The organism is Pseudomonas sp. HP_01, from assembly GCF_055284355.1.
In genome coordinates, this window is the sequence record NZ_JBTOPV010000001.1 from 205,088 (window position 1) to 226,248 (window position 21,161).

Here is a 21,161-nt window from a genome sequence, read left to right on the forward strand (position 1 = left end):
ATCCACTGTAGGAGCGCGCTTGCCCGCGAAGACGTCGGTATAGCCGACAAGTATGCGTCGGATGTACCGCCCACTCGCCAGTAAGTCCGATGTACCACCTCTTCGCCATCAAGCCGGCTCCCACAGGTTATCTGTCCCGCGCGAATCTCCGGCTGGATAGCCATCCACTGTAGGAGCGCGCTTGCCCGCGAAGACGTCGGTACAGGCGATAAAAACGCGTCGGATGTACCGCCGATTCGCCAGCGAGCCGGCTCCCACAGGTTATCTGTCCCGCGCGAATCTTCGGCTGGATAGCGATCCACTGTAGGAGCGCGCTTGCCCGCGAAGACGTCGGTACAGACGATAAAAACGCGTCCGATGTACCACCTCTTCGCCAGCAAGCCGGCTCCCACAGTAAGCCCCGGCAACACCCAAAATCAGAGGCAGACGCAAACCCGCAGGAGCCGGGTTGTTGTGACGGCTACATTTGCGGCGATCGAGTCGACCTGTACGATTTTCAGGCCACGCGGCGTCGAATGAATCGAAACCCCGGCCGCTCATCCGTCACAGGTGTCGATCATCGACTGACCTGCAACTCGATGGAATTTTAGCGAACTGCCTCCCTCTGACCTACATATCAAGAAAAGTCAGCAGGCTAGTCATGACCTCTTTACAGGTACTTTCCGAGCGTTCTGCCACGGCGCATCTATCCAACGGCGCCCACTACTCGCTGTACTCCCGTCTCCTGCGCGGACAGGTGGAAGCCGAGCGGGACAACGCTCGCGATTTTCTCCAGGAGCAACTGGAGATCGCGAAAACGCTGCCGTCAAACCTGCCTGCTGATCTCAACGAACTGTCGACCTGGGTGGCCAGTAACAGTCATTCCGTGGCCGAGCAATATCGTGTCTATCTGGAGGAACGCCGCGCCGGCGGGCCCCGGAAGTTCTTTAACAGCAAGGCCCACGCGCTGTATTTCCTGCAAAGCGTCGCGCCGAGCAAGCTGGTGGATGGTGCCTGGCTGTACGGCACGGTGATGCATGCCAACGACTGGCGCTACCACGGCCTGATCCGCACCTACCTCGAAGAACTGGGAGACGGCGAGCCTGCACTCAACCACGTCGTGCTGTACCGCAATCTGCTCACCGAACACGATTGCGCGCCCATCGCGCAGCTGGACGATTCGCTGTATTTGCAGGGTGCCATTCAGCTGGGTCTCGGCCACTTGAGCGATGAGTTCTTGCCGGAAATCCTCGGCTACAACCTGGGTTATGAGCAACTGCCGCTGCATCTGCTGATCACTTCGTTCGAGCTGAGTGAACTGGGCATCGACCCCTATTACTTCACCCTGCACGTGACCATCGACAACGCCAGTTCGGGCCACGCCTACAAGGCGGTCCAAGCCGTACTCGATCTGTTGCCGAACGACGACAGCAAGGGTGAATTTCTCGAGCGTCTGCGCGCGGGCTATCTGCTCAACGATCTGGGCATAGGCTCGACCGATATCGTCCGCGCCTTCGATCTGGAAGATGAAGTGGTCTCGATGCTGGAGACCAAAAGCACCTTCGGTCAGCACATGCATTCTGATTACTGCCGCCTTGAGGGTCGCACGATCAATGACTGGCTCGCCACGCCCGGCCAGAGTCGCCAGCTGTTGAGTGCGCTGGAGGACCGTGGCTGGATCAAGCGCAATCAAGACCCGCAGGACAGCCGCTTCTGGCAACTGATCGACGGTCCCGGCGCCGTGATGTTCGGTGTGTTCAGTGGCTATGAAATGCAACTGCTGAAAGACTGGATCGCCGGTGACTGGCAAGCCTCCGAGCAGAGCAACCCTTTCCGCACGCGCTTCCGTCGCCGCCCCGTGGCGACCACCGACACCGAACAGTCGCCGCGCAGCGCCCCCTCCCTGCCATTCGAAAAACTGGTTGAGCTGATCGCTCCCGATTCCCATCCAACCCCCGAAGGCCTGGCGGCCACCCGAATCTATGCTCGCCAACTGGCGCAAGGAAGCCTGACACGATGAACCCGCAGACGTTGCTCGATCCCGCACTCGACACGCCCGAAATGTCCGACAAAGACTACGACCTGGCCCTGCTGCAACTGGGCCAGCGCCTACAGGCCGGAGGCTATCGCTTCATGACGGTCACACCGTTGACCCATCAGCGGGTCAATGCGCGTGAGCAGAATCGCACGGCGCGCAGCCTGCGCGACGTCTTCGGCTGGAGCCGCCCGTTCGAAACCGGCCTGCTGGATGAGGCCGATCTTGAGGCGCTGCTTGCGGCCGGTGTGCTGCGTGCCCACGCCGGCATGTGGGTCAGTGACGTGCGTTGGTCGAGCCTGGATGACGTGCTGTTTGTCCACTCCGCCTTCCCCACCGTGGCCCACGATTCTGTGTTCTTCGGCCCCGATACCTATCGCTTTGCCCAAGCCATTGAAGATCATCTGCGCAGTTCGACGCACCCCATCCGCACCGCCGTCGACATTGGCTGCGGCAGTGGCGTCGGGGCGATCTTGATCGGCCGTGCACGACGGGACGCCAGTGTGCTGGCCGTGGACATCAACCCCACTGCCCTGCGATTCACCGCAGTCAACGCGTCGCTGGCCAAGGCCGACAATGTGGTCGCCTACCACAGCGACATTCTGGCGGGCACCACGGGCGAGTTCGATTTGATCGTCGCCAACCCGCCGTACATGAAAGACAGTCAGGAGCGCGCCTACCGCCACGGTGGCGATCAGCTCGGTTCGGAGCTCTCGGTGCGCATTCTGGCGCAAGCCATCGAGCGACTGGCCCCGGGCGGCAGCGTGTTGCTGTATACCGGCGCGCCCTCGGTTGATGGCGTCGACCTGTTCCTTGAGCAGGCACGCAAACTGGTCGATCGCCCTGATCTCGCCTGGTCTTATCGCGAGATGGACCCTGACGTATTCGGCGAAGAGCTGGAAACCGAGACTTATCAGGAAGCTGACCGCATCGCTGCGGTGGTGCTGACGGTGAAGCGGATCCAGTGATGTATCCGACGACGCCAGACGGTCGCTATTTCGTCGTCAAGGGCCAATTGTGGCGCTGCAGCAACCCGGCCCTTGGCGAAGAAGAGCGGCAGCAGCGGGTCAACGCACTGATGAAGGCGCGGCAGGCCGTCAAGGCCGCGAATCGCGCCGAGGATTCCGCCGCGCTCAAGGCGGCTCGCGCTTCGGTTAATGCGGCGAAGATTGCACTGGGTGAGCGCGGTCCGGTGTGGTGGTCGGACGGTGCAGCGGATTTCAATCGCTACAAGGCTTTGAATACGCCCTATCGGGAGTGGTTTGAGTCCCTGCCACAGTGAGTTGCAACTCATTAAAGACCTGCGAAAGATGACCGGATAGCGGCGCAAACTTAATTTCCCTGAACGATTTACGCGACAAGTACGTCGGAACAAGTACGGGCACTTCAGCCCCGTCAAGGACAGAAGAGGAACTTCACTATGGCAAATCTAATCCAGACTTCCGCACTCGCATTGTTGATGGCCATCGGCAGCCAAGGCGCGTTCGCCGCCCAGGACAATGACGACTTTGTCGAAGATGCATCCGCCAAAGGCGTGGCTGAAGTTGAAGCCGGCAAACTTGCCCTGGAAAAAGGCACTTCGGCCGATGTCAAAGCGTTCGCGGAAATGATGGTTAAAGATCACACCGCCGCCAATGCCAAGCTGAAAGGCATTGCTGACACCAAGAAGCTGGAAGTGTCTGACGACGCCATGCTGATGGACAAAGCCAAGGCGATGATCCTCGAGCTGCGCAGCTCGAAGTCGTTTGATCAGGCGTATGCAAACAACCAGGTTGTCGCCCATGAAAAAACCATCGAGCTGTTCAAGAAAGAAGCCGCTGAAGGCAAAGACGCTGATCTGAAAGCGTTGGCGGCCGCGACGCTGCCGAAGCTGGAAGAGCACCTGACCCATGCCAAGGCCCTGGCCAAAGCACACGGCGGTGACGCGGCCAAGTAATTCGGATGATGCCTGTAATGGGCTGATGCGAATCTTTAGTTGATGAAGGCAGGGTTTAAACACCCTGCCTTTTTCATGTTTGTCAGTGTTTCATTACGCGACCCGCCCCTGTCCCTAATAACGCGAGGCCCGACATGAGCAATGCAACCCGTAATCAAATGGCCGTTGTGCTGAATCAACTTAACGAACTTCGCAGCACCGTGAATGAACTGTTCCGCCTTGAGCTTTCCGAAGTCACCGAGCTGACCGGCCACCAGACGGTGGACGACAAACAGAGCATCGCCCAATGCTTCGCCACCCTGGAGGCTTCCATCGTCGACATGGAGCAGACCCTGGCGATGCTGGCGGAAGCGACCGAGCAGCGTGGGGCTGTTTAGCCACGCCACCACCAAGGCCTGAACAGTGATTTTGCAGTGTCTCCACTGACGCCTTCCCGGCTAAAGCCGGTCCCACTATCAGACCGCGCGTTATCCCGTAGACCGGCTTCAACTTGTAGGACCGGCTTTAGCCGGGAAGAGGCCCGAGCAGGCGCCATCTTATTGCAGTGTCTGCTGCGACGCTTTCCCGGCTAAAGCCGGTCCTACCAGGGGAGCGCAATCATTTAGTGGGACCGGCTTTAACCGGGAAGAGGCCCGAGCAGGCGCCATCTTATTGCAGTGTCTTCTGCGACGCTTTCCCGGCTAAAGCCGGTCCTACCAGGGGAGCGCAATCATTTAGTGGGACCTGCTTTAGCCGGGAAGAGGCCCATTCAGACGCCATCATTGTTGAGGGTGTAAGAAGAGGTTCGACCGGGTCTCGGAACTCCGCCCTCGCCGCGAACTCTGCGTTTAACAGACACATGCACCAAGGGTGAGGGATTTCCATGAGCGCCGGACTGGACGAATACAACCGCAAGCGCGATTTCGACGCCACGCCGGAGCCTTCAGGCAACACGAAGAAAAAACGCGCTTCGACCAAAAAAGCAGCCCATGCCCTGCAGTTCTGCATCCAGAAGCATGACGCCTCCCGCTTGCATTACGACTTCAGGCTTGAAATCGATGGCACCCTGAAAAGCTGGGCCGTGCCCAAAGGCCCTTCGCTGGACCCCAAGGCCAAGCGTCTGGCGGTTCACGTCGAAGATCACCCGGTCGAGTACGCGACCTTCGAGGGCAGCATTCCCGAAGGGCATTACGGTGCGGGCGACGTCATCGTCTGGGACCGCGGCGTGTGGACACCCCTCTCCGACCCTGCCGAAGCCTACGCCAAGGGCAAGCTTAAATTTGCCCTGCAGGGTGAGAAGCTCGGCGGCGTATGGAACCTGGTCAAAACGCACATTCCCGGCAAGCAGGAGCAGTGGTTTCTGATCAAGCATCAGGACGAATTCGCCCGTCCTGAAAGCGACTACGACGTGGTCAAGGAGTCGCCCGACAGCGTGCTCAGCGAGCGCACCCTGATTCCCAAAAAACGCGGGAGCAAAACGGCGTCAACGTCCAAGTCTGCAACGTCCAGGACGGCAGAGCCCAAGCCTGACAAGCCCAAGCCCGTAGAAAAAGTCCCTGCCCCTCGGAAGCATTCCGCCAAGGCGCAACTGGTGGGGGCCGAGCCCGCAGAGCTGCCGGACCTCATCAAGCCGGAACTGGCCACGCTGGTGGAGTCGGCGCCGGAGGGCGACTGGCGCTACGAGATCAAATTCGATGGCTATCGGGTCATGGCGCGGGTCGCCGACGGCAAGGTGCAGCTGTTCACCCGCAATGGCCATGACTGGACCCACAAACTGCCGCACCAGGCTGAAGCCATCGCCGGGCTGGGCCTTGAGTCGGCCTGGCTCGACGGCGAAATGGTCGTCGCCAACGACGAAGGCGTGCCCGACTTCCAGGCCCTGCAAAATGCCTTCGAGGCCGGCCGCAGTGGCAACATCATTTATTACCTGTTCGACATGCCCTTCCTGAACGGCATGGACCTGCGCGAAGTGCCGGTGGAACAGCGGCGCGCCGCGCTGTCCAGGGTGCTCGAACGCACCGACGACGAGACCCTCAGGTACTCCGAGGACTTCGCGGAAGTGCCGGAAGTCCTGCTCAACAGCGCCTGCCAGATGAAGATGGAGGGCCTGATCGGCAAGCGCGCCGGCAGCCCTTATGCGTCGCGCCGCAGCGGTGACTGGATCAAGCTCAAGTGCAAACGCCGCCAGGAATTCGTCGTCGTCGGCTACACCGATCCCAAGGGCGCGCGCAGCAAATTCGGCGCATTGCTGCTGGGATTACATGACACCGACAGTGGCGAGCTTAGGTACGCCGGCAAGGTCGGCACCGGGTTTAATGAAACGACATTGGGCACGATTTACGAGCAACTGACGCCGCTTCACGCCAGGAAGGCTGCCGTGGTCAATCCGCCCACCGGTTTTGAAGCCAAGGGCGTGCACTGGCTCAAACCGGTGCTGCTGGCGGAAGTCGCCTTTGCAGAACTCACCAAAGAGGGATCGGTGCGGCATGCGGTGTTCCATGGCCTGCGCACCGACAAGCCAGCTGAATCGATCACCGAGGAGCTTCCGGCTCCGGCACCTTCTGCCAATCAAAAGTCAAAGCCAGCACAGAAACCAGAAGAGCCAGAAGAGGCGCCCAAACCCTCGGCCAAGCGCAAAGGCGCAACAGCATCAAAGGCAGTCAAGTCTGAACAAAGCCGGCCTGGATCGTCAGGCCCAACCGATGCCACAACCGGCAAGATCCGTCTGACTCACCCCGAGCGAGTGATTGATCCCACCAGCGCCGCCACCAAGCGCGACCTCGCCGATTACTACATCCGCATTTCCGACTGGCTTCTGCCACAACTCGCCCAACGCCCCGTGGCGCTGGTGCGGGCGCCGGAAGGCATTGGCGGCGAGCTGTTCTTCCAGAAAAATGCCGATCGCCTCGCGATCCCCGGCATCGAGACCATGGGCAAGGAATACACCGGCCACCCCGTGATGCTGATCAACAATATCGAAGCGTTGATCGGTGCCGTGCAGATGAGCGCCATGGAGCTGCACACCTGGAACGCCGTCGCCAAGGACCTTGAGCGGCCGGACCGTTTCATTCTCGACCTGGACCCTGATCCGGCGCTGCCCTGGAAAACCATGGTGGAAGCCACGCAGCTCACCCTCGCCGTGCTGGATGAACTGGGGCTCACATCGTTCCTGAAAACCAGCGGTGGCAAAGGGATTCACGTGGTTGTGCCGCTCACGCCGAAAGCGGACTGGGACGCCGTGAAAGACTTCAGCCACGCCATCGTCAAGCACATCGCCAGGCTGCTGCCGGAGCGGTTTTCGGCGGTGTCAGGGCCGAAGAACCGCATTGGCAAGACTTTCATCGACTACCTGCGCAACGGCCTCGGCGCCACCACCATCTGCGCGTATTCGGTGCGCACCCGGGAAGGCCTGCCGGTGTCGGTGCCGATCCATCGCGAAGAGCTGCTGGAGATCAAAGGCGCCAACGCCTGGGACATCAACACCGTCCACGAGCGCCTAGCGGAACTGGACAGCGACCCGTGGGCAGATCTGGGCAAAACCCGGCAGACCATTACCGCAGACATGCGCAGACGGGTCGGGCTGAAATAACCCATCCTGGCGCGGACTTCCTTGTGGGACCGGCTTCAGCCGGGAAGGCGTCAGTGGCCACACCGCAAAAATAGTGGTGTGTACACGGGCCTCTTCCCGGCTAAAGCCGGTCCCACAGAAGCACCGCGATGACGCAGTGGGACTGGCTTCAGCCGGTCCCACCGAAGCACCGCAGGCACCGCTAATCCCCCACCCTTGCAAAGTCCTGAACTAAACCCCTCGCTGCCTGCTCCGCTACTTAGTTGCCCCTAATTAACCGCGGAGAAAAATCACAATGAGAGCACTCACCTACCACGGCGCCCATGATGTGAAAGTGGACACCGTCCCCGATCCGGTCATCGAACAAGCGGACGACATCATTCTGCGCGTGACTGCCACGGCGATCTGCGGCTCCGACCTGCACCTGTACCGCGGCAAGATCCCCACCGTCGAACATGGCGATATCTTCGGCCACGAATTCATGGGCATCGTTGAAGACACCGGCTCCGCCGTGACTGCCGTGCAGCGAGGCGACCGGGTGGTGATCCCCTTCGTCATTGCCTGCGGCGAATGTTTCTTCTGCAACATGGACCTGTTCGCCGCCTGCGAAACCACCAACACCGGTCGCGGCGCGATCATGAACAAGAAGGCCATTCCACCAGGGGCCGCGCTGTTCGGTTTCAGCCACTTGTACGGCGGCATCCCCGGCGGACAGGCCGAATACGTGCGCGTACCCAAGGCCAACACCGGCCCTTTCAAGGTCCCCGGCACGCTGTCGGATGAAAAGGTGCTGTTCCTCTCCGACATCCTGCCCACCGGTTACCAGGCGGTGCTCAACACCGGCATTGGCCAGGGTTCGAGCATCGCCATCTACGGCGCGGGTCCTGTGGGGTTGATGGCGGCGGCCGTTGCGCGGATGCTCGGCGCCGATCAGATCTTCATGGTCGACCATCATGCCTACCGGCTGGCCTACGCCCAGGCCACCTACGGCGTGATCCCGATCAACTTCGATGAAGACGACGACCCCGCTGACACCATCATTCGGCAGACCAAGGGCATGCGCGGCGTCGACGGCGTGGTCGATGCGGTAGGGTTCGAAGCCAAGGGCAGCACCACCGAAACCATTCTGACCAACCTGAAAATCGAAGGCAGCAGCGGCAAGGCCTTGCGCCAGTGCATTGCTGCGGTGCGCCGTGGCGGCGTGGTCAGCGTGCCGGGTGTGTACGCCGGTTTCATCCACGGCTTCCTGTTCGGCGATGCGTTCGACAAGGGCCTGACCTTCAAAATGGGCCAGACCCACGTGCAGCGCTACCTGCCGGAACTGCTCGAACACATCGAAACCGGCCGCCTTGCGCCCGAAGCGATCATCAGCCACCGCATGTCCCTGGAGAAAGCCGCCGAGGGTTACAAGATTTTCGACAAGAAACAGGAAGACTGCCGCAAGGTCATCCTGACTCCGGGCAGCCCTGAAATCCCTCTGACGGTGTCCGTGACTGAAACTGAAAATGAAACTGGAACGGTCACCGGCATCCCCGCCATGTGATCCCGCGCGCACCGAGGACAATGAAATGGAAACACTGTTCTCGATCGCCGTGGCGATCATCATTCTGCTGGTGGACGTGTGGGCCATCGCCAGTGTGTGGTGCACCAGTAAATCGTCCGGCACCAAGGTGGGCTGGACGGTGCTGATCGTTATCTTCCCGGTAATCGGCGCCGCCATCCGGGTCATCGCCGGGCCAAGGCGGGTTTAACAGCGCACGAAACGCTGAACTAAAAAAGGGGCTGCATGGGCAGCCCCTTTTCTGTCTGCGTCTTCTGATCGCGACGCAGCAGCCCTGACAAGCCCCGCTACAGAATCGGCTTGCCGCCGGTCACGCCATAACGTGTCCCCGAGATGTAACTGCCTTCGTCGGAGCCCAGCAGTACATAGATCGGTGCCACTTCAACCGGTTGGCCAGGACGGCCCAAGGGCGTTTCTTCGCCGAAGCTTTTCACGTCTTCATCGGTCATGGTCGACACAATCAGCGGCGTCCAGATCGGGCCGGGCGCGACGCTGTTCACGCGGATGCCACGCTCACCGAGCAATTGCGCCAGCCCGGCGGTGAAGTTGGCTATGGCGCCTTTGGTGGCCGCATACGGCAGCAGCGTCGGCTTCGGCGAATCGGAATTCACCGAACTGGTATTGATAATCGAGGTGCCCGCTGCCATGTGAGGAACCGCCGCCTTGCTGATGCGAAACATCGCAGTGACGTTGATATCGAAGGTTTTCACCCACTCCTCGTCGGAGATTTCCTCAAGGGCCTTGTGGGACATCTGGAACGCAGCGTTATTGACCAGCACGTCGATGCGGCCGAACTTTTTCACCGTCTCATCGACGATGGCCAGGCACTGCGCCTTCTCGGCCAGATCGCCCGGCAGCAGCAGGCACTGACGGCCCGCCTCCTCCACCCAGCGAGCGGTTTCCTTGGCGTCTTCGTGTTCATCAAGGTACGAAATCGCCACGTCAGCGCCTTCACGGGCGTAGGCAATCGCCACTGCACGGCCAATGCCGCTGTCGCCGCCGGTGATCAACGCAATCTTGTTGCTCATGCGGCCGGAGCCCTTGTAGCTCGTCTCGCCGCAATCCGGGTAGGGATCCATTCTGCTCTGATCGCCGGGCACTGTTTGCTGCTGAGGCTTGAACGGCGGTTTCGGATAATCAGTCATGGGGCTCTCCTTGAAATAGTCCAACGCAAACGGTCAGCGTCAAGGGTGGACTGAGGGCGCGAGGGATGAGTTCGGAGTTTTTTTGACAGCCGTGCCAGGCGGCTTCATCGGGCATCGATGCGATCTCGATTCTTTCCACATCCGCAATACTGTATTGCCAAATGTTAGCTAGCTAACGGAATTCACCACTGCTACTTTCAATCGCGTTGAATCCGCCGATTTGACAACCCCCCCGGAGCCGCCTTCGCGTCAGAGATAACGTGAAGGCGGCTTGCTTTTTTATGCCGCCCCCCTGGTGCGTACGCATGATGTCTTGATCGGCCAAGCTGCTCACCCGGCCCGCCGCAACACTGTCAAGCCTCCCATTTCCCTTCCGAGTCGGACATCATGACCGCCGGCCGTTTCCCGGCCTGTCATCCCTACACTCGGAGAAGACCATCCTATGGCAAACCACGACATCACCTTCACGCCGGATCCTGACGCCGATTCCATCTCCTCGGACGTCGCCGGCTTCGGCGGCCTGCTGGTTTCCACGCAGATTCCAACACGCGCCGACGGCAGCCTGGAACTGGGCGGTATCGTCGAGCAGAGCGAATGCACGCTGCAGGCGCTTAAGGTGGCGCTGGAACGGGCCGGCAGTTCCATGGACCGCGTGCTGCACCTGACCATCTACCTCACCGACATGGCCGACCGTGCCGCGTTCAACGAAGTCTACACACGCTTCTTCGCCAAACCCTGGCCCGTGCGCGCCGCGGTTGGCGTCGCCGCACTGGCCGTCGAAGGCATGCGCGTGGAAGTCACGGCGATGGCCGCCAGGGCCTGATCACGCGGGTTTCCTGAAGCCCCTCTCATCCAGGCACGCGCCATCGGGCAGCAGACGGGTGCCGGTCAGGCGTTTCGCCGCTACAATGCGCGCCTTGACCGTGACCGTGCCGAATAAAAAATATGTCTCTGCCCAAACATCACCTGGAATTGCTCAGCCCTGCCCGCGACGTGGCCATTGCCCGCGAGGCCATTCTGCATGGCGCTGACGCGATCTACATCGGCGGCCCCAGCTTCGGTGCGCGCCACAACGCGGCCAACGAGGTCGGCGAAATCGCCCAACTGGTCGAGTTCGCCCGCCGTTACCACGCCCGCGTCTTCACCACCATCAACACCATCCTTCACGACAACGAGCTGGAGCCGGCGCGCAAGCTGATCCATCAGCTCTACGACGCAGGCGTCGACGCGCTGATCGTGCAGGACCTCGGCGTGATGGAGCTGGACATTCCGCCCATCGAGCTGCACGCCAGCACCCAGACCGACATCCGCACGCTGGAACGCGCACGCTTCCTCGATCAGGCCGGCTTCTCGCAGCTGGTGCTGGCCCGCGAGCTCAACCTGCAGGAAATCCGCGCCATTGCCGACGAAACCGATGCGGCCATCGAGTTCTTCATTCATGGCGCGCTGTGTGTGGCCTTCTCCGGTCAGTGCAATATTTCCCACGCGCACACCGGGCGCAGTGCCAACCGTGGCGACTGCTCCCAGGCCTGCCGCCTGCCCTATACGCTGAAAGACGACCAGGGTCGCGTTGTCGCCTACGAAAAACACCTGCTGTCGATGAAAGACAACAACCAGAGCGCCAACCTGCGCGCGCTGGTGGACGCCGGCGTGCGTTCGTTCAAGATCGAAGGTCGCTACAAGGACATGGGCTATGTGAAGAACATCACGGCCTATTATCGCCAGCGTCTGGACGACATTCTGGAAGATCGACCGGACCTGGCCCGCGCCTCCAGCGGCCGCACCGCGCACTTCTTCCTGCCGGACCCGGACAAGACCTTCCACCGGGGCAGCACCGACTACTTCGTCACCGATCGCAAAATCGACATCGGCGCGTTCGATTCGCCGACCTTCACCGGCCTGTTGGTCGGCGTGGTCGAGAAAGTCGGCAAGCGCGACTTGCAGGTGGTGACCCATGAGCCGCTGTCCAACGGCGACGGCCTCAACGTGCTGGTCAAGCGCGAAGTGGTGGGTTTCCGCGCCAATATCGCCGAGCCCAAAGGCGAGTTCGAAGAAGACGGCGAGAAGCGCTACCGCTACCGTGTCGAGCCGAACGAGATGCCGAAAGGCCTGCAACTGCGGCCCAACCATCCGCTCAGCCGCAACCTCGATCACAACTGGCAGCAGGCTTTGCAGAAGACCTCGGCCGAACGCCGCATCGGCCTGTCATGGGTGGCGCGTCTGCGTGAAGAGCGTCTGGAGCTGGTCGCTACCAGCGAAGAAGGCATCAGCGCCCGCGTCGAGCTGAACGGGCCATTTGGCGTCGCCAATAAACCGGAGCAGGCGCTGGAGCAACTGCACGATCTGCTCGGCCAACTGGGCACCACCGAATACCACGCGACCGCCATCGAGCTGGACGCGCCGCAAGCGTTTTTCATTCCGAACTCGCAACTCAAGGCCTTGCGCCGCGAGGTCATCGAGACCTTGACTGCCGCTCGCATCCAGGCGCACCCACGCGGTGCCCGCAAGCCAGAAACGTCGCCGCCGCCGGTTTACCCTGAGGCGCACCTGTCGTTCCTGGCCAACGTCTACAACGAGAAGGCGCGGCACTTCTATCACCGTCACGGCGTGCAGTTGATCGACGCCGCGTATGAAGCCCATGAAGAAAAGGGCGAAGTGCCGGTGATGATCACCAAACACTGTCTGCGCTTCTCCTTCAACCTGTGCCCCAAGCAGGCCAAGGGCGTGACGGGCGTGCGCACCAAGGTGGCGCCGATGCAACTGGTGCATGGCGATGAAGTGCTGACGTTGAAATTCGATTGCAAGCCGTGCGAGATGCACGTGATCGGCAAGATCAAGGGCCATATTCTGGGTCTGCCGCATCCGGGCAGCGGCGTTCAGGTGGTGGGGCATATCAGCCCTGCGGATCTGCTGAAGACCATCCCGCGCGCGCCGCACTGATCCTGTCTGTATCTGGGCTATAAGGTTGCACTGATCGCGCTGCACCTTCCGGGGTGCAGCGCGGTGAGTCAGCGCCGGGCGACTTCGTGCTTGATGCAGCCTTCGTAATACACCTGTTTGACGCCTTCCGGCCGCAGCCTCGACGGGCTGTCGTAGGTCTGTTCGGTGATACCCAGCGCGCTCATGCGCATCCATTGCTGGGCGAAGTGCTGGGCCTGCATTTTCTTGCGCGCGCCGTACAGCGTCAGACCGGACAGTTTGTATTGCTGAGCGGTGCCGGCCATCCCCGCGCCCCAAGTGCAAAGGTCGCGTTCGTTCTTGCTGGGACTGCGGGCCAAGGCCTGGGAAGTCACCGTCATGAGCACGCAGAAGGTCAGTAGAGTCTTGAGAAATGACATGCGATTCCTTGCCTAAGTGACTGATCAGGCGTGGATTCTGACGAGATCGTCGACTCAACGGGGCCAGCATATTGCCTTCTTTGTCGGTCAGCCGACCAATGACACCTGCGCCGCTCTGTTCCATGACGCGGCGTCACATTTGAGTAACGAAAGCCTGCGCCGCCTGCTACCGTGTAGCGGTTACGTATGAACCTTATCGACCGATCCCCGGTCGATAGATGCACCTCTGGTTCCGTCGACCTCTGCCGTACCCGACCGAACCCGCTTATTTCCAGAAGGACCGTCCATGATTCCAATTCAACGCATCGCCTGGCTCAAGGCCTGGGGCGCCCATGGCTTTACCGCCACCGGCGTGGTGCTCGCTTTTCTCGCGACCATTGCTCTGTTCGACAATCAACCCAAGGCGTGCCTGCTCTGGCTGGGCTTTGCCCTGATTGTCGATGGCGTGGACGGCTCCCTGGCGCGCAAGCTGAACGTGCAGTCTGTGCTGCCACACTTTGACGGCTCAGTACTCGACCTGGTGATCGATTACCTGACCTACGTCTTCATCCCCGCCCTGTTCATCTACCGCTACATCCCCCTGCCGGAATACACCCTGCTGCTGACCACCTCGATCATTCTGGTGTCGTCGCTGTTCTGTTTCTGCAACGTCGAGATGAAAAGCAAGGACAACTACTTTCAGGGCTTCCCCGCCGCCTGGAACGTCGTCGCCCTGTGCGTGTACATCCTTTCCCCGGCACCGTGGCTGACCTTCATCACGGTGATCTGCCTGGCGCTGCTGACCGTCACCCGCATGAAGTTCCTGCACCCGTTCCGCGTCCGCCGCTTCATGCCCCTTAACATCGCGGTCACTGCCGTGTGGTTCTTCTGCAGCTTCCTGCTGGTGATGAACCATCCGTACAACGGATCGGTCGCCTTGTTCGTGTGGCTGGCCATGTCGGCGTACTTCCTGGGGATCTGCATCTGGCGCACGTCGATGGAATGGATCGACAAAGCCCGCGTCTGATTCGTCCGGCGACTTTCTCCGACGCACAAAAAAGCAGCCCCCCTTTGGAGGGCTGCTTTTTTTGCACGGCATTTGGACCGGGCGTTTTTAATGCTTCCCGGACCAGGGTTTACAGGCTGTAGTTCAACGGCAGCTGGGTGGTGGACTTGATCTGCTCCATGGCGAAGCTGGAACTCATGTCGGTGATGCCGGACAACTGGATCAGCTTTTTGTAAACGGCGTCGTAGCCGGCGATGTCCGGCACCACGATCCGCAGCATGTAGTCGGTGTCGCCAGCCATGCGATAGCACTCCACAACTTCGGGCAGCGTCGCAATCAGATCATGGAAGCGCCCCAGCCATTGGGCGTTGTGCTGGTTGGTGCGAATGGCGGCGAAGACCGTCACGGCGACGTTCAACTGCCCGGGATCGAGCAATGCCACCCGCCCACGAATCATGCCCTGCTCTTCGAGCTTCTGTACGCGACGCCAGCAGGCGGTGCTGCCGAGACCAACGCTGTCGGCGATTTCGGCGATCGGGCGGGTGCAGTCGTTTTGCAGAATGCTCAGGATGGCCTGGTCGAATTTGTCCATGGAATGCGCAGTAGCCTCAGTGACGTCATATGCCGGTAAGCGATAAAGATAGGCCAAAAAGCGCCGGGCCGAAAATAGTATTCCGATATCTGTGCGTTAATCGGAATAACTTTCTATCTGGAGCGCCAATATCCGTCGAGGAATCAATTTTTTTTCAGCCTGACGCTAGTAGTATTTTCTGCACGACGGACAGCGCAGAACCTCCCAATGAAAACACTCCCTTGTTATTTCGATTACGCCGCCACCACACCGGTCGATGACCGCGTCATCCAGGCCATGATCACCTGCCTGGGCCGCGAAGGCACCTTCGGCAACCCGGCCTCCAGCTCCCACGCATACGGCAATCAAGCCCGCCAGTCCGTTGAGTTGGCGCGCCGTCAGGTCGCAGAGCTGGTGGGCTGCAGTGCCGACGATCTGGTCTGGACCTCGGGCGCTACCGAATCCAACAATCTGGCAATCAAGGGCATCGCGCTCAACCCGAGCAACGGCGCACGCCGCCACCTCATCACCAGCACCATCGAACACAAAGCCGTGATTGACACCGTGCGCCAGCTTGAGCAGGCCGGTTTCCCGGTGACCTGGCTCAAGCCCGACAACCGCGGCCTGATTCACCCGGATGCCGTACGCCAGGCACTGCGTGACGACACGCTGCTGGTGTCGCTGATGCTGGTCAACAACGAGCTGGGCACCGTCACCGACATCGCCGCGATCGGCAAACTCGTTGGTGAACACGGCGCTCTGTTCCACGTCGACGCCGCCCAGGGTGCTGGCAAACTGGCGATAGACCTGAGCGCATTGGCAGTAGACCTGATGTCCTTCTCCGCGCACAAAACCTATGGCCCGAAAGGCATCGGCGCCTTGTACGTCGGCGAACGCGCACGGCCGCTGCTCGAAGCACAAATGCACGGCGGCGGCCACGAACAGGGTTATCGCTCCGGCACCCTCGCCACCCACCAGATCGTCGGCATGGGGGCGGCTTACGCCCTCGCCAGCGCTGAGATGGACGAGGAAGTTGCACGCATCAGTGCCTTGTCGGCGCAACTGCGCGAAGGTCTGCTCAACCTGAACGGCGTGAGCCTGAATGGCGATCCAGCCCAGCGCGTCCCCCACACCCTCAACGTCTGCATCGACAGCCCGGGCTTCAACGTCGCCAGCCTTGCCAGCGAACTGGCGGTTTCATCGACCTCGGCGTGTAACTCGGCGAGCAGCAGCGTTTCTCACGTGTTACTGGGTTTGGGATTGAGTCAGGCCCAGGCCGGCAGCAGCTTGCGGCTGAGCTTGGGCCGGTACACCGAGGTGGGTGATGTGGAAAAGGCGATTGCGGTGATTGCCGGAAAGGTCAGTGCGCCGTCGACGACGTTCTGGTGAGAGCGTGGTTGGGAGGTTCCCACATTGGGAGCTTCCCGCGGCTCACAGCTTCCCCGCCAACGCACACGCCTCTCGATCCGCCTTCGCATTCGCCCCGAAATCCTCCGCCAGCAAATCCACCAGCCCCCGCACCGAGGGCAGCAACCCTCGGCGAGACGGGAACACCGCATGGATCAACCCGCTTGGCGGCCGAAACCCCGGCAGTAACTCGACCAGCCGCCCCTCATGCAACGAATGCCGAACCATGATCTCCGGCAGCTGCACCACACCCACACCCTCAACGGCCGCGCGGTGCAACGCGTCCAGATCAGAGGTCACAAAGCGCGGCTGATGGGGAACCTCGATCCGCTCATCGCCCGGGCCGATCAGCGCCCATCGGTGCTCACGGTTCGCCGGCGCCAGATCCATGCTCGGCAGACCCACCAGCTCCTGCGGCGTACGAACTGTCCTGCCCTCCAGCAATGAGGGGCGAGCCACCAGCCGCTGATGACTCTCGCCCAACACCTTCATCACCAGATTCTCGTCGTCCAGCGGCGGAAAACGCACCCTCAGAGCGATGTCATACCCCTCCCCCAATACATCCACCCGACGGTTGCTGCTCTCCACCTGAATCTGCACTTTCGGGTGCAGCACCAAAAACCTGGCGATGGTGTCGCTCACCCCCATGGCCCCCAGCGCCGGCGGGCAACTGATGCGCACGATCCCCTGGGGTTCGGACCTCGACTGCTCGACGACTTTCTCCGCAGCATCGGCCTCGACCAGCATTGCCACGCAGTGACGGTAATAATCCAGCCCGACCTCGGTCACCGTGAACTTGCGCGTGGTGCGCTGGATCAGACGTACCCCGAGCCGATCTTCCAGTTGAGCGATGCGACGGCTGAGCTTGGTCTTCGGCACTTCGATCTTGCGCGCGGCGGCGGCGAACCCCTTGTTCTCTACCACCTGCACGAAGTAGTACAAATCGTTGAAGTCGTACACGGTATGCCGCTCGCCTGGCCGAAAGGGGCTGCGATTGTGGCAGGTTGCCAATGGACTGTCCTGCGCAGCGCTTGTCGGGCCAAGCCGCACCACGTTCATCGTCCCATCGACCCTTGACCTTGCCAGAAGGGCAAGGTTGATCCTTACTGGCAATCGATTTACCGGAGTGACCACGATGCCCAGTCCCGCAACATTCGATCTGCCTATCGGCGGCATGACCTGCGCAAGCTGCGCAGGTCGGGTCGAGCGCGCGTTGCGCAAAGTGCCCGGTGTCCAGGTCGCCACAGTCAACCTCGCCAACGAACGTGCCCACGTCGAAGTCAGCGGGCAGATCGACCCCGCCCTACTGCTGGCCGCCGTCGACAAGGCCGGCTACAGCGCCAGCCTTGAGCAGGATTCAGCCGCGCAGCAAGCCGATCAGCGCAAACGCCACGACACCGCGCGCTGGCAGTTGATACTCGCCATCGTGCTGGCGCTGCCGCTGGTGGTGCCGATGCTGCTGCAACCGTTCGGCATCCACGGGATGCTCTCGCCGTGGCTGCAATTCGCCCTGGCGACCCCCGTGCAATTCCTGCTCGGCGCGCGCTTTTACGTGGCGGCCTGGAAAGCCGTGCGTGCCGGTGCCGGCAATATGGACCTGCTCGTCGCCTTGGGCACCAGCGCCGGTTACGGTCTGAGCGTCTATCAATGGCTGAACGCCGCGCCCGGTACCGCGCCGCACCTGTATTTCGAGGCGTCGGCGGTGGTGATCGCGCTGGTCCTGCTCGGCAAATACCTGGAGAGCAGCGCCAAGCGCCAGACCGCCAGCGCGATCCGGGCGCTGGAGGCATTGCGCCCTGAGCGGGCGATGAAGCGGGTGGACGGGCAGGAAGTGGACGTCGCCATTAGCACGCTGAGCATCGGCGATCAGGTGGTCGTGAAACCCGGCCAGCGCTTCCCGGTGGATGGCCAGGTGATCGAAGGCCAGAGCCACGCCGACGAAGCACTGATCAGCGGCGAGAGCCTGCCGGTGCCCAAGCAGCCAGGCGACAAGGTCACCGGCGGCGCGATCAATGGCGAGGGCCGTCTGCTGATCAGCACTCAAGCGCTGGGCGCGGAAACCGTGCTGGCGCGCATCATTCGGCTGGTGGAGGACGCGCAGTCAGCCAAGGCGCCGATCCAGAAGCTGGTCGACAAGGTCAGTCAGGTGTTCGTGCCGGTGGTTTTGCTGGTGGCGGTTGCCACACTCGCCGGCTGGCTGATGGCGGGCGCGTCACTGGAGGTCGCGCTGATCAACGCCGTCACCGTGCTGGTCATCGCCTGCCCCTGTGCGCTGGGGCTGGCGACGCCGACCGCTATCATGGCCGGCACCGGCGTGGCTGCACTTCACGGCATTTTGATCAAGGACGCTGAAGCCCTGGAGCGCGCCCATGAAGTCACCACGGTGGTCTTCGACAAGACCGGCACGCTGACCTCCGGCGCGCCGCGCATTGCTCACATGGTCGCGCTCGACGGTGATGAAAACACCTTGCTGCAACGGGCCGGCGCGCTGCAGCGTGGCAGCGAACACCCGTTGGCCAAAGCAGTGCTGGACATGACCACAGAGCGCGGTCTGAGCCTGGAGGCCGTCGGCAACAGCCGCGCGCTGGCCGGACGCGGAATCGCCGGGACCCTGCAGGGCCGCGAGCTGGCGCTGGGTAATCGTCGGCTGCTGCAAGAAAGCGGCTTGCAGGAAGAAAGCGGCTTGAGCGGGGACGTCCTGCAGGAGCGTGCTCAGGCCTGGGAAGCTGAAGGCCGCACGCTGTCCTGGCTGATCGAATTGAGCCCGCAGCATAAGGTGCTCGGCCTGTTTGCCTTCGGCGACACGCTCAAGCCCGGCGCCTTTGAGGCCATCGCGCAACTGAGCGCCCGGCACATCAGCAGTCACCTGCTGACGGGTGACAATCGCGGCAGCGCCAGGGTCGTCGCGCAGGCGCTGGGCATCAGCGATGTGCACGCCGAGGTGTTGCCCGCCGATAAAGCCGCAACCGTCGTGGCACTGAAAAAAACCGGCGTGGTGGCGATGGTCGGTGACGGCATCAACGACGCCCCGGCCCTGGCCGCTGCCGACATTGGCATTGCCATGGGCGGCGGCACGGACGTTGCCATGCACGCCGCCGGCATCACCCTGATGCGCGGCGACCCGCGGTTGATCCCCGCCGCCCTCGACATCAGCCGCAAGACCTACGCGAAGATCCGGCAAAACCTGTTCTGGGCCTTCGTTTACAACCTGATCGGCATACCGCTGGCTGCGTTCGGCGTGCTCAACCCGGTGCTGGCAGGCGCGGCCATGGCCTTGTCCAGCGTCAGCGTCGTGAGCAACGCCCTGCTGTTGAAAATCTGGACACCTGAAGACGAAACCAAACACGACCCCAAAGCCAAGGCCAACGACAAGAGAGACGCCTCATGAACATCGGACAAGCCGCCAAACGCAGCGGCCTCAGCGCCAAGATGATTCGCTACTACGAATCCATCGGCCTGCTGCCGGCCGCTACCCGCACCGACAGCGGCTATCGCCTGTACGGTCCGGACGCGCTGCACACCCTGGCGTTCATCAAACGCTCGCGAGACCTGGGGTTTTCCCTGGAAGAAGTCGGCAAACTGCTGACCCTCTGGCAAGACCGTGGCCGCGCCAGCGCCGACGTCAAGGCGCTGGCCCACAAGCACATCGTCGAACTCAATCAGAAGATCGAGGAACTGGCCGGGCTGCGCGACACCCTGCAGGACCTGGTCAGCCACTGCCACGGCGACCGCCGGCCGGATTGCCCGATTCTGGCGGACCTGGCGTCGAACGGAGTTCGCCTGAATGGGTAACGCGCGCGCCCCTGCCTGCCTCACCGCCGCTCAGGAAAAATCCCATGCAGAATGAAGACGTCGCCGCGTTCTGCCTGAGTCTTCCGGGTGCACGGGAGGATTACAAATGGGGCGGCGTCAGGGTTTTCTCCATCGCGGAGACCAAGATGTTCGCGGTCATGGGCCTGGCCGGTAACGACCTGTCGTTCAAGGTCGGCGCCGAGCTGTTCCTCGGCTACGTCGACCGTCCGGGCGTACGCCCTGCGCCGTACCTGGCCCGCGCCCACTGGGTCACCCTCACCTACCCGTTCGCCATGGGCGAAGACGAGCTGAAAGAGTTGCTGACCCGCTCCCACCAATTAGTGGTCAGCAAGCTGTCGAAGCGTCGGCAAGTGGCGCTCAAGCTGTGAACGCGTCCAATCAGCCGCGTAAGTGAGTGTTTAAAACAGGTGGCGGGAGATCAGACTGCCGCCGAACAGCAGCCGGTCCATCCAGAACAATTCGTGCAGAAGCACAATCAGCCAGAACACCAACTGGTACGAAAACTTGCGGGTCTTGTGGCGAAACACTTGCTGGGCCAGCAGCGCACCCGGCCAGCCGCCGAGCAGCTCAGTGGCGTGCAGCAGCTTTTCGGGGGTGCGCTGGCCGTCGTGCCGCGCCTGCTTCTTGTCGTAGCCGTACAAGGCAAAGGCGATGACGCTCATCAGCCCGTAGATTGCCGCCGGCAGCCAACTGCCGCCGCCCGTCCAATACGTGACGACCCCGTAAGCCGGCAAGCCGCACAGCAACAGCAGCGCCAGCAGCTTGAGTTTCAGAAAGCGCACGACCGGTGTGCCAGCGGCCCGCCGACCCGGGTTTTGCGGTTCAGAGCGTTGAGTCATCGGAA

General features: G+C 61.7%; 20 protein-coding genes. 15 read left to right on the plus strand and 5 right to left on the minus strand.

Going from position 1 to position 21,161, the window contains the following annotated elements:
* Nucleotides 1-640: 640 nt before the first annotated feature.
* The 8 genes from ACYAR8_RS00930 (at nt 641) to ACYAR8_RS00965 (ending at nt 9,248) form a co-directional block, all read left to right on the plus strand.
* A complete protein-coding gene (locus ACYAR8_RS00930) occupies nt 641-1,999 on the plus strand; it encodes an iron-containing redox enzyme family protein (RefSeq protein ID WP_463578786.1) in 1,359 nt (452 codons plus the stop codon).
* Nucleotides 2,000-2,040: 41 nt separating this feature from the next.
* Entirely contained in the window at nt 2,041-2,982 is a 942-nt protein-coding gene (locus ACYAR8_RS00935; protein WP_463578978.1) for a methyltransferase, read from the plus strand.
* Nucleotides 2,982-3,296 (plus strand): hypothetical protein, encoded by a 315-nt coding sequence (locus ACYAR8_RS00940; RefSeq protein WP_463578787.1) that lies wholly within the window; start codon nt 2,982-2,984, stop codon nt 3,294-3,296. The genes ACYAR8_RS00935 and ACYAR8_RS00940 overlap by 1 nt, the downstream gene beginning before the upstream one ends.
* Before the next feature lie 138 nt (nt 3,297-3,434).
* Nucleotides 3,435-3,950 (plus strand): DUF4142 domain-containing protein, encoded by a 516-nt coding sequence (locus tag ACYAR8_RS00945; protein WP_463578788.1) that lies wholly within the window; start codon nt 3,435-3,437, stop codon nt 3,948-3,950.
* A gap of 134 nt (nt 3,951-4,084) precedes the next feature.
* Nucleotides 4,085-4,327, plus strand: coding sequence for a hypothetical protein (locus tag ACYAR8_RS00950; RefSeq protein WP_074890990.1), 243 nt, complete (start codon nt 4,085-4,087; stop codon nt 4,325-4,327).
* A gap of 485 nt (nt 4,328-4,812) precedes the next feature.
* Nucleotides 4,813-7,518, plus strand: coding sequence for a DNA ligase D (gene ligD / locus ACYAR8_RS00955; protein WP_463578789.1), 2,706 nt, complete (start codon nt 4,813-4,815; stop codon nt 7,516-7,518).
* A 274-nt stretch (nt 7,519-7,792) separates the two neighbouring features.
* Nucleotides 7,793-9,040, plus strand: a complete 1,248-nt coding sequence (locus ACYAR8_RS00960; protein WP_463578790.1) for a zinc-dependent alcohol dehydrogenase — start codon at nt 7,793-7,795, stop codon at nt 9,038-9,040.
* 25 nt (nt 9,041-9,065) lie between these two features.
* Entirely contained in the window at nt 9,066-9,248 is a 183-nt protein-coding gene (locus tag ACYAR8_RS00965; RefSeq protein ID WP_463578791.1) for a hypothetical protein, read from the plus strand.
* Between the two features lie 97 nt (nt 9,249-9,345).
* Here ACYAR8_RS00965 and ACYAR8_RS00970 read toward each other — a convergent pair whose 3' ends face one another.
* The gene (locus ACYAR8_RS00970; protein ID WP_463578792.1) at nt 9,346-10,203 is read right to left on the minus strand and encodes an SDR family oxidoreductase; all 858 of its coding nucleotides are present in this window, start codon (nt 10,201-10,203) and stop codon (nt 9,346-9,348) included.
* Between the two features lie 442 nt (nt 10,204-10,645).
* Between ACYAR8_RS00970 and ACYAR8_RS00975 the strand changes: the two genes are divergently transcribed.
* A complete protein-coding gene (locus tag ACYAR8_RS00975) occupies nt 10,646-11,026 on the plus strand; it encodes a RidA family protein (RefSeq protein ID WP_074890999.1) in 381 nt (126 codons plus the stop codon).
* Between the two features lie 122 nt (nt 11,027-11,148).
* Nucleotides 11,149-13,143, plus strand: a complete 1,995-nt coding sequence (locus tag ACYAR8_RS00980; RefSeq protein ID WP_463578793.1) for a peptidase U32 family protein — start codon at nt 11,149-11,151, stop codon at nt 13,141-13,143.
* Between the two features lie 68 nt (nt 13,144-13,211).
* Here ACYAR8_RS00980 and ACYAR8_RS00985 read toward each other — a convergent pair whose 3' ends face one another.
* A complete protein-coding gene (locus ACYAR8_RS00985) occupies nt 13,212-13,502 on the minus strand; it encodes a hypothetical protein (protein WP_463578979.1) in 291 nt (96 codons plus the stop codon).
* Nucleotides 13,503-13,827: 325 nt separating this feature from the next.
* On the opposite strand from ACYAR8_RS00985, the gene pcsA reads away from it, so the two are divergent.
* A complete protein-coding gene (gene pcsA / locus ACYAR8_RS00990; protein WP_065988791.1) occupies nt 13,828-14,547 on the plus strand; it encodes a phosphatidylcholine synthase in 720 nt (239 codons plus the stop codon).
* Nucleotides 14,548-14,656: 109 nt separating this feature from the next.
* Here pcsA and ACYAR8_RS00995 read toward each other — a convergent pair whose 3' ends face one another.
* Nucleotides 14,657-15,118 (minus strand): Lrp/AsnC family transcriptional regulator, encoded by a 462-nt coding sequence (locus ACYAR8_RS00995; RefSeq protein ID WP_108119184.1) that lies wholly within the window; start codon nt 15,116-15,118, stop codon nt 14,657-14,659.
* Nucleotides 15,119-15,325: 207 nt separating this feature from the next.
* On the opposite strand from ACYAR8_RS00995, the gene ACYAR8_RS01000 reads away from it, so the two are divergent.
* Complete coding sequence (locus tag ACYAR8_RS01000) at nt 15,326-16,486, plus strand: aminotransferase class V-fold PLP-dependent enzyme (protein ID WP_463578794.1); 1,161 nt, start codon at nt 15,326-15,328, stop codon at nt 16,484-16,486.
* Between the two features lie 42 nt (nt 16,487-16,528).
* On the opposite strand, the gene ACYAR8_RS01005 is transcribed toward ACYAR8_RS01000, so the two are convergent.
* Nucleotides 16,529-17,464, minus strand: a complete 936-nt coding sequence (locus tag ACYAR8_RS01005; RefSeq protein WP_074891008.1) for a LysR substrate-binding domain-containing protein — start codon at nt 17,462-17,464, stop codon at nt 16,529-16,531.
* 175 nt (nt 17,465-17,639) lie between these two features.
* Between ACYAR8_RS01005 and ACYAR8_RS01010 the strand changes: the two genes are divergently transcribed.
* From ACYAR8_RS01010 to ACYAR8_RS01020, 3 genes are read left to right on the plus strand one after another with little or no spacing between them, the layout of a single operon-like run.
* Nucleotides 17,640-19,892: a heavy metal translocating P-type ATPase gene (locus tag ACYAR8_RS01010; RefSeq protein ID WP_463578795.1), complete on the plus strand. Its 2,253-nt coding sequence runs from the start codon at nt 17,640-17,642 to the stop codon at nt 19,890-19,892.
* On the plus strand, nt 19,889-20,296 hold the full coding sequence (gene cueR / locus ACYAR8_RS01015; protein WP_074891011.1) for a Cu(I)-responsive transcriptional regulator: 408 nt from the start codon (nt 19,889-19,891) through the stop codon (nt 20,294-20,296). The genes ACYAR8_RS01010 and cueR overlap by 4 nt, the downstream gene beginning before the upstream one ends.
* 44 nt (nt 20,297-20,340) lie before the next feature.
* Entirely contained in the window at nt 20,341-20,685 is a 345-nt protein-coding gene (locus tag ACYAR8_RS01020) for an MmcQ/YjbR family DNA-binding protein (protein ID WP_463578796.1), read from the plus strand.
* A 30-nt stretch (nt 20,686-20,715) separates the two neighbouring features.
* On the opposite strand, the gene ACYAR8_RS01025 is transcribed toward ACYAR8_RS01020, so the two are convergent.
* Nucleotides 20,716-21,156, minus strand: a complete 441-nt coding sequence (locus ACYAR8_RS01025; protein WP_463578797.1) for a DUF1294 domain-containing protein — start codon at nt 21,154-21,156, stop codon at nt 20,716-20,718.
* Between the last annotated feature and the right edge of the window lie 5 nt (nt 21,157-21,161).